Source organism: Sulfurospirillum barnesii SES-3 (assembly GCF_000265295.1).
In the GTDB taxonomy this organism is placed as follows: Bacteria; Campylobacterota; Campylobacteria; order Campylobacterales; family Sulfurospirillaceae; genus Sulfurospirillum; species Sulfurospirillum barnesii.
This window is the reverse complement of sequence record NC_018002.1, coordinates 560,940-573,543: the sequence shown is the minus strand read 5'-3', so window position 1 is coordinate 573,543 and position 12,604 is coordinate 560,940. Positions and strand designations below refer to the sequence as shown.

Below are 12,604 nucleotides of genomic sequence, written 5' to 3'. Positions count from 1 at the left end.
TTTGACGCTTTTTTTATCCAATATCCTATCAGGAGTTTATGTCCTATGCAAAAATTGAAACACTCCCTCTTCTTGCACGAGGGATTACTTCTTAAATTAGTGGGCTTTTCAAGCCTGTTGGTCTTAGCCACACTGCTGACTTTTTCACTGTTGTTAGGGCATATTTTAAAAGAGCTTATGGAAGAACAAATTGGGCAACGTGCCCTTGCCATCTCTAAAACCATTTCATTGATGCCTGAGATCATCACATTGGTAGAAGAAAAAGACCCCCATGCCCGCTTAGCCACTCTCATTTTAGAATTACAAAAAAGCATTGATGCACGCTTTATTGTTATTGGTGATCACAATACCACCCGTCTTACCCATCCCACACCAGAGCTTATTGGAGAGAAAATGGTAGGCGATGACAATGAAAAAGCACTGCAACAAGGACTCTATTACACCTCCAAAGCCACGGGAAGTTTAGGGCCTTCGATTAGGGGAAAGTCACCTATCTTTGGGAAAAATGGTAACATTATTGGCGTTGTCTCTGTGGGATATTTGCAAGAGAGCGTGCGTGTGATTATTGCTCAACGTCATCAACAATTTCTCATTTACCTTTACGGAGCAATGTTTTTAACACTGTGTGTCACCTTTTTACTCTCACGCAAAATCAAACATTCTCTTTTGGGCTATGAACCAAAGGAAATTAGCCGTCTGTTTTTAGAAAAAGAGGCGATTTTAAATGCTGTAAAAGAGGCGATTATTGCCACCAATAAAAAAGGGGAGATTACCTTATGCAACAATGTGGCAAAAAACGACTTTCATTGGGACGAAAATACCAAATACCCTCCACAAGGTTTACAAAAATTTCTTCTTACATGTAAAGAGATGAAAGATGTTATTATTGATATTAATGGGGTGGATTATATTTGTAATCTCTCACCCATGAACCATAAAAATAAGACCATTGGCATGGTGGCTAGCTGTCGTAAAAAAGAGGAAATTGATGCCCTTGTTTGGGAACTTACTCGGGTAAAGCAGTATTCAGAACGTCTGAGAGAAAAAAAGCATGAATTTTCCAACTTACTCCATCTTATTTCAGGGCACATTCAAATTGGCGAATACGATAAAGCCATCGCCTTAATTGCAGAAGATCATCTTCCTGATGAAAAAATTATTGAGCCGTTTCAAAACCTTATTCACGACCCTGTGGTTGCTTCAATTTTTATTGGCAAATACTATTTTGCTTTTGATAAGGGTGTCAAAATTAACCTCGATGAAAACAGCTCCATAGAAGCGATGATTTCTCCTGCTATTTCCAAACATCTCTTAACCCTTTTAGGCAATATCATCAACAATGCTATTGATGCAGCAGCCCTTAGCGAAGCAAAAAAGGTCACTCTTTTTGCCACCGATATTGGCAACGACCTTATTTTTGAAGTCGAAGATTCGGGATTGGGTATCGATGAGCGTGTGTGTGAAAAAATCTTTGAAAAAGGCTTCTCCACCAAAGGGGAATTACACAGTGGCTATGGTCTTTATTTTGTCAAAAGTACCCTTGAACTCTTAGGCGGTTTTATCTCGTTTGGCAAAGGAAATTATGGTACTATTGTGAGTATTCATATCCCCAAAGGTAACCCATTATGATTAAAGTTTTGATTGCTGAGGATGATCCACGTATTGCGCTTTTACACCAAAATATGGTACAAAAAATAGCCAACTTTGAAGTCGTCGCCATTGCCAATACACTCAATGAACTCAAAGAGTACATGGATGTGATACACCCTGATCTTCTGCTATTAGATGTCTATTTTCCAGATGGCAATGGCATTGATTTTCTAGGCTGGATGCGAAGCAATGCCAACACAACCGATGTCATTCTCATCACCGCTGCCAAAGAGATGGCATCTTTGGAAAAATCCTTACGGTATGGTGTTTTTGATTATCTCATTAAGCCCATTATGTTTTACCGCTTTCAAACCTCTTTACAAAAATTTTACGACTACAAAGAAAAAGTGATTTCCAAAGAAGAGCTCTCTCAAAGCAAAGTCGATGCCTTTTTTAATAAAACCATGCAAAGTGAAAAACCTTTACATGTAGGATTGCCCAAAGGGGTGGATAGCATTACGTTGGAGAAAATTTTAAGTGCCTTACACCAAAGTTGCGCCTTTTGTTCTGCCAGTGAAATCGCAGAAATGTTGGGAATTAATCGCACAACGGCTCGAAGGTATTTGGAGTATTTGGTCGCATCGGCTAAAGTGGAAGTAGACTCTTTGTATGGCTCAGTAGGTCGTCCTGAGCGTAAATACAAGCTCAAGACGACAGAATAAAAGGCTATTTTTGTCCTAAAGCGTAGCGTTTTGCTACCATTTTAGAAAGCATAGGGACAAATAAAATAAAAAGGGTCAATCCCCAAAGAATGGCGTTAATGGTTCCTTGAAATAAAATTCCCGTTTCGCCACCGCTCATGGCAAAGGCACGTCGTAGGTTATCTTCCATAATTTGCCCTAAGACAAATCCTAAAATAACAGGTGCCATTGGGTAATGAAGTTTACGTAAAAAATAGCCCAAAACACCCAAGATGAGTGCAAGCAACAGTGCAAAGGTACTCATATTGACCGAATATACCCCCACAAACGCTAAAACAATCACTGAGGGAACCAATAACCAATAAGGCACTTGTAAAATCTTTGTAAAAAGACGCACCATGGGGAAGTTAATCACCAACAACATCACGTTACCAATGTACATCGAAGCAATCAATCCCCACACCAATAAAGGTTGTTCCACAAAAAGCATGGGACCTGGGTTGATGTTATAAAGCATTAAAGCGCCCAAAAGTACTGCGGTGGTTCCACTGCCTGGAACCCCTAAGGTTAACATTGGGATAAGTGCTCCACCTGCACATGCATTGTTAGCAGACTCAGGTGCAGCAAGACCTCGCATATCGCCTTTGCCAAAGGTGCCTTCTTTATCCGAAATTTTTTGCGCAATGGTGTAGGAAACCGCGCTGGCGATAGAAGCGCCTGTGCCAGGAAGTGTCCCGACCACAAAGCCAATCATCGCTGAGCGAACCATGGTCCATTTACAATAGAGCAACTCTTTTATAGTCACATAAATACGGGTAATTTTTGGCATCTCAAAATCTTCACTGCTGTGGTGTTCTAGCATCAGCATAATTTCACTCACCGCAAAGAAACCCACAATGACAATTAAGAATTCAAAGCCATCATACAACTCTGCCTCACCAAAGGTAAAGCGAAGAATACCCGTCGTAGAATCGACTCCAACAACCCCAACAATCAGCCCAATCACAACACCAATCAAACTTTTAGCAGGGTTACTGCCCATCAATGCCGTAATGGTTGCAAATGCAAAGACCATAAGCACAAAATACTCAGCAGGGCCAAAGAAAATAGCAACGCTTGCAAGCAGCGGTGCGAAAAAGGTTAACCCAACAATGGCAATCGTTCCACCAATAAAAGAGGCGACACCAGAAAGAGCAAGGGCTGGACCTGCCAATCCTTTTTGTGCCATAGGATAACCATCTAAGCAGGTAAAGACGGCACCAGCGTCTCCTGGGACATTGAGTAAAATACTTGAAATCCTTCCACCAAACTCTGCCCCATAATAAATGCCCGCAAGCATAATCAAGGAAGACTCAACAGGAAGTCCTAAGGTGTAGCAAATAGGCAATAAAATGGCTACACCATTAATCGGTCCAAGACCTGGGAGAGCACCAAAAAGTGTCCCTAGCATACATCCTAAAAAAACTAAAAAAAGATGAGTTGGGGTTAACACAACCGCAAATCCTGCTGCAAGGGATGATAAAACTTCCATCATGATTATGCTCCTAAAAGCTTCGCAAAAAGTACGCCAGAGGGAAGTGGCACTTCAAGCAAAACACTAAAAATAAGATAAACAACACCACTGACACCCACACTTGAAGCCAACGCCTGAGGGGTTGTACCTTTAAAAATCTTCGAAATACAAAACACCAAAAGTGCTGTAGCAAGTAAGAAGCCTAAAAAATCAAAACTGAATTGATAGAAGAACAATAGCACTACAATCAAAATGGTTTTAAGATTGGTTGTAAGGTTTGGAAAATGAACCTCTTTTGGTTTCGCAATCACAAATACGGATAAAATTGCTAAGACTATACCCAAAGCGATAGGAAAGGCTGTTGGACCTAGCGGGTCATACGAAAAAGGAACTTCCAAAGTAAGCCCCCCATACAGTACGTAGAGTCCTAAACACAGTAGGAACACACCAAAGAGTCTATCAATCATTTGATCAGTCCTGCTTCTTGTGTTAAGACTTTAAATTTTTTCTCTTCTTCTTGCATAAAGGTTTGGTACTCTTTACCTATTTTCGTAAACGGATAAAGACCTCTGAGTTCTCGCTCTTTTTCAAACTCAGGCGTTTTCACCAATGCTTGTATTTTTTCAACCCAGTAGTTGTACTGCTCATCACTGACATTGGGTCCAAGATAAAAGCCTCTCCAAATCGTCCAAACCGCGTCAAAGCCTTGCTCTTTAGCCGTAGGAATATCCGCCATTTGACCAGGAAGTCGCTCTTCAGAGAGAATGGCAAGGACTTTGTATTTGCCAGAAGAGAGTTGACCAGAAAACTCCGCAATATCCCCTGGGTAAATCTGAATGTGATTGCCTAAAAGTGCGGTCAAAGCTTCACCACCGCCTTCAAAGGCAACGTATTTCATATCTTTAGGATTAATGCCTGCAAGTTTTGCGATAATGGCTGCTTTAAACCAATCTTGAGAACCAATAGACCCACCAGAACCCAAGGCAAACCCTTTAGGATTGGCTTTAAGATCGGCTACCATTTCAGCAAGGGTGTTCCACTTCGCATCGGCACGAACAATAACCGCACCATAATCTGCACCCAAAGCCGCCAACCACTTGACCGAATCAACCGTGTACTTTGCGCCAAATTTACCTTGCGCTATGTTTAACGCCGATCCCGTACTCGCAGCAACGATCATTTCAGCATCATTACTTCGTTGACCAATGACATGGTTATACGCAACCGCACCCACACCACCAGGCATAAAGTTAACAATCATCGGTTTATCAATGATTTTGCTTGCTATCAAAGAGTTAGAAACGAGTCTACATGTAAGATCAAATCCTCCACCTGGTTTAGCAGGCGCTAAACAAACGGGTTTACTCACTTCAAACGCATTTAAAGCACTGCTAAGCGCAATGACAGCTGCGATATTTGTTACCAAATGTAACGATTTACGCATCTTGACTCCTTTTTGAGTTAATATGCGCACATCGTATCACGTTTTTTGGCATCTAATCAAGAAAAAACCAATTAGATGCTTTTTTAGTATTTTGGCTATTGTGTTCACAGGAAACACCGCTACATTTTGTTACACAAGAAGAGCAAAACTGTAACAAAAAAGGCTCACTTTAGCAAAAAAATGTGTATGACCACTCTTTAAGGCTATGAGGGAATCCCATCTTCAATACTCTCAGGATGATTTAGGGCATGTTTAAATTTTTTCATATCAATCTGTTTATCCCATGCCGCAACCACCACACACGCAACCGCATTTCCGCACAAGTTACCCACAGCACGCATTTCACTCATAAATTTATCAACCCCTAAAAGCACCGAAACGGTTGCCACAGGAATGGACCCACCCATAGCCGACAAAGTACCTGCTAGAACAATAAAACCTGAACCTGTCACGCCTACTGCCCCTTTGGAAGTGACCATAAGAATCAGAATAATGCTTAACTCTTCTGCTAAGGTGAGTGGAATATTAAACGCTTGTGAAATAAAAATAATCGAAAGTGAGAGGTAAATGTTCGTACAATCCAGATTAAACGAATACCCTGTTGGAATCACCAGTCCTGTTGTACCACGGCTTACACCTGCAGCCTCCAATCGTTTCATAAGAGGGGCGAGTGCTGACTCACTTGAAGAGGTAGCAAAAACGATAAGAACTTCTTTAGAAATAAAACGCATAAATTTAAAAATATTAATTTTAAAAATCGCCATAATGATGCCCAAAACACCAAAAATAAAAGCAAGAACTGAGACAAACATAACACCCAGTAAACTTGCCATGTTAATTAGCGAAGCCACACCAAATTTACCAATGAGAAACGCCATCGCACTAAAGCTAGCAATGGGGCTTAACCACATTAAAATCGTTAAAATTTTAAAGAAAAAGTTTTGTGTTTGCTCAAGCGGACGTAAAATCGCCTCTTTGTATTTTCCACCAAACGCAGAAATCAAAATAGCCAATGTGAGTGCCATCACTAAGACTTGTAACGTGTTGCCATTAATAAATGGCGTGATGGGGTCATGCGGAATCGCACTTTTTAAAATTGACCACGCCGAACCCACTTCTTGCGTATTTTGCGTAAATTTTGAGACACTCTCAGGATCCAGCGAATCTGCGGAGAGATTCATGCCATTGCCAGCACCTAACACATTTCCAAAAATAACACCAATGGCTAAGGCAAACGTACTCACCACTTCAAAATAGATAAAAGCCTTAAACCCAATCGTTCCAACTTCTTTTAAACTCTCCAGTCCCACAATACCTGAGATAATCGTTAAGAAAATAATCGGGCCTACCAACCATTTTAAAATTTGAATAAACCAATCAATTCCAGGTTTTGTCTGCACACCCAATTCTGGACTAACACTCCCTAAGACAATACCTGCAATAATGGCAACCACAACCCAAAACGCTAAACTCTTAAGCGTATAACTCTTCCAATCTCTTTTTTTCTTATGTGCCAAAACCCAATCCTTTTTATTCTGATAAAGGATGGATTATAATGAAAAGTTATGTCTAACTTATGTTCCTTTACATGTAAGGCATTTTATAGGTTTATTTAAGAAAACAACTGTTACCAAAAGGAACAAAAAGGGCTATTTTTTCTCACTTTCTAATTCTAAAGCTAAAAATTTGCCCGTATAACTGCCTGATTTTTCAGCACCAGAAGCCACTTCTAAGGGCGTTCCTATCGCTATTATACGACCACCATAGCTTCCACCCTCAGGTCCCATATCAATCAAATAATCAGCATTTTTGATGACATCCATATTATGCTCAATGACTAAAACCGAATTGCCCATATCTGTGAGATGATGTAACACTTTGACCAGTCTATCCACGTCAGCAAAGTGTAACCCTGTGGTTGGCTCATCTAAAACATAGAGTGTATTGCCCGTATCTTTTTTACTAAGCTCCTTAGCCAGCTTAATACGCTGTGCCTCACCGCCACTTAGTGTCACCGCATTTTGCCCCAATGTGATGTAGCCCAACCCGACATCAACTAAGGTTTGCACTTTTTGATGAATTTTAGGAATGGCTTTAAAAAATTCAAAGGCTTCATCTACGCTCATACTAAGCACATCTGAAATGGATTTGCCTTTGTATTTAATCTCCAGCGTTTGTGCGTTGTAACGGTGCCCTTTGCAGCTATCGCATTTCACCATAATGTCAGGCAAGAAGTGCATCTCTATTTTTATTTCGCCATCGCCTTGACACTTCTCACAGCGTCCACCCTTCACGTTAAATGAAAAGCGTCCAACACTGTATCCACGTATTTGCGCCTCTTTGGTTTTCGCAAACAGTGCTCGAATCTCATCCATCACACCTGTATACGTCGCAGGATTGGAGCGTGGGGTTCTTCCAATAGGACTTTGATCAAGATAAATGACTTTATCGAGTTGCTCAAGCCCGATGCACTCCACACCTGCTACTTTGTTCACCTTTTTAGCACGGTTGAGATACTCTTTTGCCACAGGAAGTAAAGTTTGCAAAATAAGTGAGCTCTTTCCGCTGCCACTCACACCCGTAATGGCTACTAAATTACCTAAGGGGATTTTAACATCAAGGTTTTGAATGTTGTTAATCGTGACATGATTGAGCTCAATCCAACGCTCTTGAGCCCTATTTTCTCGGTAATTAATAATCTTTGTGCCATTCAGATACTGTGCGGTCAGCGTACTGCTTTTTAAAAGCTCCTCTTTGTTTCCTTTAAAAACAATTTCCCCTCCAAACTTACCCGCCCCAGGTCCAATATCCACAATAAAATCAGCGCTTTGTATGGTCTCTTTGTCGTGTTCTACCACAATAACCGAGTTGCCTTTTTTTTGTAAATTTCGCAGGGTACGAATGAGTTTAAGCGTATCTCTCTCATGCAATCCAATGCTCGGCTCATCCAAAACATACATCACCCCTGTTAAGCCACTGCCAATTTGTGATGCAATGCGAATACGTTGCGCCTCACCACCGCTAATCGTTCTCGCATCCCGTCCTAGACTAATATAGCCAAGCCCCACATCAAATAAAAAGAAAAGGCGTTCACGTATCTCTTTTAAAATGGGCTCTGAAATCATCCTATGTTGGGCTTTCATATAGGCAAAATTCTCATCGTTTTTGAAAAATTCCAAACATTTATCAATAGGCATCTCTAAAATATCCGCAATGTTTTTCCCCGCCACTCTCACCGCTAAACTCTCCGCTTTTAAGCGGTATCCGCCACAGGTATCGCACACCTTTTCACTCATGTACTCGCCCAACTCTTTTTCATCTTTGAGCATGTCATAAGCGATTTTGATGACCCCTTCCCATTTGCGAGTGAGTTTATGTTTTTTCCAAAAGAAGGTCGCTTCTTCCACCCCGCCATGCAAAATAGCACGCTGTTGATGCTCTTCGAGTTCTTCATAAGGAATACGGGTATTAATACCAGCAGCCTCACAGTAGGCTTCTAAAAATTTGGCATAAAAACTTTTATTAAAACCATAAAAAATCTTGATGGCACCCTCTTGAATGCTCACATTTTCATTGATGATTTTCTTTAAATCAAGCGTATAGCGAATGCCCAAACCATCGCACACACCGCACGCCCCTTTGGGGGAGTTAAATGAAAAAGAGAGAGGCTCTAAGGGTTCAAAACTAATCTTACAATCAAAACATGCCAAATGTTCACTGTAATGAATGTGCGATGTTGGAAGCCCTACTTCTTCAGCGTTGGCAATATCAAGCTCCACCTCACCATAACTCTCCAAAAGCGCTTTTTCAATGTCTGTAGCAATACGCTCTTTGTTCTCTTCACGAATCACCACACGGTCAATAATGACTTTAATGGTATGCTTTTTCGTTTTTGAAAGCTCTATCTCCTCATCCAAACGCACCATCACGCCATCAATTTGCGCTCTGACATACCCTTTATGACGCAAAGCTTCTATCATATCAGCAAAACTGCCCTTCTTTTCACGCACCAAAGGCGCTAAAATGGAGAGTTTCGTCTCAGGGGGAAGTTTTAAAACCTGTTCAATAATATCTGCCACAGACATCTGTGAAATCTCTTTACCACACAAATGGCAGTGCTGTTTTCCCACCCGTGCAAACAATAAACGCATATAATCATAAATTTCTGTAATTGTCCCCACGGTTGAGCGAGGGTTTTTACTGGTCGTTTTTTGGTCAATGGCAATAGCAGGGGTGAGCCCTTCAATTTTCTCCACATCAGGCTTACCCACTCTGTCTAAAAACTGCCTTGCGTACGAGGAGAGCGATTCAATGTAACGGCGTTGTCCCTCCGCATAGAGGGTATCAAACGCTAAAGTACTCTTACCACTTCCACTCAGCCCCGTAAAAACGACCAGTTTATTTTTGGGAATTTCAAGGTTAATATTTTTAAGATTGTTCTCTTTTGCACCGTAAATTTTTATCATAGAATGTTCATCTCACTTAAAATTTTATTGAGGGTTAAAACCAACATAACGACGTATAAGATCAAAAGGGCTCTTTTTTGTACCTTCTTTTCAATACGATGGGATAATTTCACCCCAAAATAGACACCAATGAGTGAGCCAATACCCACGGCTACACCTACATTATAATCCACATGCCCATGGGTAGCAAGGCTAATAAAGCCAGAAATAGAGCCAAAAATAATAAAAAAGAGTGTGGTTCCCACAGCTTTTTTAATATCCCAATTTAAAAAACCAACCAACACAGGCGTTAGAAAGACAGCGCCTCCTGTTCCTGTACTAATCGCAATCGCACCAATCACAAAACCAACACCAAACAGCACGATTTTGGACTCATTAGGTTCACACTTAGGCATAAGCGGTGCGGTAAAAAATTTGTAAATAGAAAGTACTAACACAGAAGCAAAGAGGATTAACAACGATAAGGAGGATAAAGTATCGACAATAACACCACTAAGCCCCGCACCAAAAAGAGCGCCAAACCCTAAAAAAATACCACTATTGAGTTGTAATACGCCTGCTTTATAGTTATGGTAAGAGCCAAACATGGAGCTAAAAATCATCTGCATGACGGAGATACCAATCGCCGTTTTAATATCATAGCCAAAATAAATCAGGGTCGGAACTAAAATGGTACCGCCACCAATGCCAAAAAAGCCTGAGGAAAAACCTACCAAAAGACCAAAAAAAGCCAGTATTGTTAACATCATTTTCACTTTACTTTAAGATGTCTGATTCTACTTCAAGCGCTCTTAATAAATGGTTATCTTTACATGTAAAGGCTTTTTACATGTAAAGATTTAAAGTTTATTTGCGAGAGAGTTTATAACCGATGGCAAGGACTCCCAACCAAATCGGAATAAGATAAACTGAGGTGCTAATCCCCTCAATAAAAAGCATAATGCCCAAAATCATCACAAAAAACGCCAAACATAAAATGTTGCCAAAAGGAAACCAAAAGGCTTTAAATTTTGGCTCAATGTGCTTTTTCATCATAGCGTAGCGAAATTTAAGGTGCGCAAAACTAATCATAAACCAATTCACCACCAAAGCAGAAACCACGAGCGCCATTAAAAATTTAAAGGCATCTTGAGGCATAAAATAGTTGAGCACGACACACGTTCCTGTAATGAGCGCAGAGAAAAGTACCGCATTGACAGGCACACCTTTGGAGTTTAGTTTCATCAACTTTTTCGGCGCATTGCCTTGCATCGCCAAACCAAAAAGCATACGAGAGTTGGAGTAAACTCCGCTGTTATACACCGAAAGCGCTGCGGTTAAGACAATGGCATTAAGCACATGTGCAATAATATTTTGGTCAATCACTTTAAACACCATCACAAAAGGGGTGACATCTTTGGTCATGTTCATCCATGGCATTAAGGAGAGCAAAATCGCCAATGCTCCAATGTAAAAAATCAAAATACGATAAATCACTTGATTGGTCGCCATGGGAATGGTATGACTGGGATCATCCGTCTCAGCAGCTGCGATACCAATCAATTCTAAGCCACCAAAAGAGAACATAATGAACACCATCGCCATTAAAAAGCCTTGAAGCCCGTGTGGGAAAAAACCACCCTCAAGCGCCCAAAGATTGCTAATTTTCGCACTCTCTCCACCGTTTCCACTGATGAGTAAGTAACTTCCAAAAGCAATCATCGCAACAATCGCCACCACTTTAATAATAGAGAACCAAAACTCAAACTCGCCGTAAATGCGAACATTCACCAAATTGACAAGGTTGACCAACACAAAGAAAAATGCCGCTGAAACCCACACAGGAATCTGTGGCAACCAAAAATGGACAAAGGTACCAATGGCGGTGAGTTCTGCCATACCCACTAAAACATACAAAATCCAGTAGTTCCATCCTGAGGCAAAACCCGCAAACGGGTGCCAGTATTTGTTCGCAAAGTGACTAAATGAGCCAGCCACAGGCTCTTCAACAACCATTTCACCCAGTTGTCTCATAATCATAAACGCAATAAATCCACCCAGTGCATACCCTAAAAGTACCGCAGGACCTGTTAGTTGAACGGTGGTTGAAACTCCTAAAAAAAGACCCGTTCCAATCGCTCCACCTAAGGCAATTAATTGTACATGCCTATTTTGTAAGCCTCTTGAAAGCTTATGTTTGTGCATCACATTCCTTCATTCGTAAAAATCAAAGCATTATTGTATCTTTTTTCAAAAAAATCTTTACATGTAAAGCATCTAAAACACTGTGTAATCTACAATTTAAAAAAATTGGCTTATAATGCCTAGACGTATCTTCATTAAAGGGAAAACATGAAAGAAGCTGTGATTGAAGCAACACACCATTTTTGTGAGACGATTTTGTGTGAAATTCCTCAGAAAATTGAAACGTTGGGAGAGTACTTTTATGGCTCAGCCATTGCCTTACTCGAAAATGGATGTGAACACACGTGGTATCTCTTTTTTGAAAAAAAGGTCTTAGATGAAATTGCCTTTAACCTGCTTTTTGAAGAAAACCTGAGTGAAAATGATTTGGACGATTTACTCAAAGAAATTGCCAATCAAATCATCGGCTCTGCCAAAGTACTATTGGAAGAGAAATACCCTGAAAATACATACCACCTTAGTGTTCCTGAATTTATGGGCAATGTGTGCGCCCCTTTTCCTATCCCCCTAAGTGATAGACATCACTTTCAAGTTAAAGACAGCACCTTTATTATCGCCCGCTAATTCTTACATGTAAAGAATGTAAACGCTTTTTAAAGGATTACTTATTTTTTTAAGGACAACCCTTTTTCTTAAGTAAGCTCTTTGTGTAGTGTTGTATAATCTCTCTCAATTGTTTACCATTGTCTGTGGGGGTGCCGAACGT

The 12,604-nt window shown here is 40.6% G+C and carries 10 protein-coding genes; 3 read left to right on the top strand and 7 right to left on the bottom strand.

The genetic code is table 11. The annotated features are described in order from the left end of the window. Positions 1-45: 45 nt before the first annotated feature. Both SULBA_RS03040 and SULBA_RS03035 read left to right on the top strand, forming a co-directional pair. The gene (locus tag SULBA_RS03040; protein WP_014768801.1) at positions 46-1,629 is read left to right on the top strand and encodes an ATP-binding protein; all 1,584 of its coding nucleotides are present in this window, start codon (positions 46-48) and stop codon (positions 1,627-1,629) included. Beyond that, positions 1,626-2,312, top strand: coding sequence for a response regulator (locus tag SULBA_RS03035; RefSeq protein WP_014768800.1), 687 nt, complete (start codon positions 1,626-1,628; stop codon positions 2,310-2,312). Before SULBA_RS03040 ends, SULBA_RS03035 begins: the two co-directional genes overlap by 4 nt. 4 nt (positions 2,313-2,316) lie before the next feature. Here SULBA_RS03035 and SULBA_RS03030 read toward each other — a convergent pair whose 3' ends face one another. From SULBA_RS03030 to SULBA_RS03000, 7 genes are all read right to left on the bottom strand, one after another. After that, on the bottom strand, positions 2,317-3,822 hold the full coding sequence (locus SULBA_RS03030; RefSeq protein WP_041671899.1) for a tripartite tricarboxylate transporter permease: 1,506 nt from the start codon (positions 3,820-3,822) through the stop codon (positions 2,317-2,319). 5 nt (positions 3,823-3,827) lie between these two features. Next, complete coding sequence (locus tag SULBA_RS03025; RefSeq protein WP_014768798.1) at positions 3,828-4,271, bottom strand: tripartite tricarboxylate transporter TctB family protein; 444 nt, start codon at positions 4,269-4,271, stop codon at positions 3,828-3,830. Then, the gene (locus SULBA_RS03020; RefSeq protein ID WP_014768797.1) at positions 4,268-5,248 is read right to left on the bottom strand and encodes a Bug family tripartite tricarboxylate transporter substrate binding protein; all 981 of its coding nucleotides are present in this window, start codon (positions 5,246-5,248) and stop codon (positions 4,268-4,270) included. The genes SULBA_RS03025 and SULBA_RS03020 overlap by 4 nt, the downstream gene beginning before the upstream one ends. Before the next feature lie 203 nt (positions 5,249-5,451). Next, positions 5,452-6,765: a cation:dicarboxylate symporter family transporter gene (locus tag SULBA_RS03015; protein ID WP_014768796.1), complete on the bottom strand. Its 1,314-nt coding sequence runs from the start codon at positions 6,763-6,765 to the stop codon at positions 5,452-5,454. A gap of 132 nt (positions 6,766-6,897) precedes the next feature. Then, a complete protein-coding gene (gene uvrA / locus SULBA_RS03010; protein ID WP_014768795.1) occupies positions 6,898-9,714 on the bottom strand; it encodes an excinuclease ABC subunit UvrA in 2,817 nt (938 codons plus the stop codon). After that, positions 9,711-10,463 carry a sulfite exporter TauE/SafE family protein gene (locus SULBA_RS03005; RefSeq protein WP_041671774.1) on the bottom strand — a complete coding sequence of 251 codons (753 nt, stop codon included), beginning with the start codon at positions 10,461-10,463 and terminating at the stop codon, positions 9,711-9,713. The genes uvrA and SULBA_RS03005 overlap by 4 nt, the downstream gene beginning before the upstream one ends. Positions 10,464-10,560: 97 nt before the next feature. Next, positions 10,561-11,898 carry an amino acid permease gene (locus SULBA_RS03000; RefSeq protein WP_014768793.1) on the bottom strand — a complete coding sequence of 446 codons (1,338 nt, stop codon included), beginning with the start codon at positions 11,896-11,898 and terminating at the stop codon, positions 10,561-10,563. 147 nt (positions 11,899-12,045) lie between these two features. Between SULBA_RS03000 and SULBA_RS02995 the strand changes: the two genes are divergently transcribed. Then, positions 12,046-12,462, top strand: a complete 417-nt coding sequence (locus SULBA_RS02995) for a chemotaxis protein CheX (protein WP_014768792.1) — start codon at positions 12,046-12,048, stop codon at positions 12,460-12,462. Positions 12,463-12,604 lie beyond the last annotated feature (142 nt).

Coding starts and splice junctions, on each gene's coding strand:
- SULBA_RS03030 (WP_041671899.1), bottom strand. CDS start 3,822: ATGGAAGTTTTATCATCCCTTGCAGCAGGATTTGCGGTTGTGTTAACC.
- SULBA_RS02995 (WP_014768792.1), top strand. CDS start 12,046: ATGAAAGAAGCTGTGATTGAAGCAACACACCATTTTTGTGAGACGATT.
- SULBA_RS03020 (WP_014768797.1), bottom strand. CDS start 5,248: ATGCGTAAATCGTTACATTTGGTAACAAATATCGCAGCTGTCATTGCG.
- SULBA_RS03000 (WP_014768793.1), bottom strand. CDS start 11,898: ATGCACAAACATAAGCTTTCAAGAGGCTTACAAAATAGGCATGTACAA.
- SULBA_RS03040 (WP_014768801.1), top strand. CDS start 46: ATGCAAAAATTGAAACACTCCCTCTTCTTGCACGAGGGATTACTTCTT.
- SULBA_RS03025 (WP_014768798.1), bottom strand. CDS start 4,271: ATGATTGATAGACTCTTTGGTGTGTTCCTACTGTGTTTAGGACTCTAC.
- SULBA_RS03035 (WP_014768800.1), top strand. CDS start 1,626: ATGATTAAAGTTTTGATTGCTGAGGATGATCCACGTATTGCGCTTTTA.
- SULBA_RS03005 (WP_041671774.1), bottom strand. CDS start 10,463: ATGATGTTAACAATACTGGCTTTTTTTGGTCTTTTGGTAGGTTTTTCC.
- uvrA (WP_014768795.1), bottom strand. CDS start 9,714: ATGATAAAAATTTACGGTGCAAAAGAGAACAATCTTAAAAATATTAAC.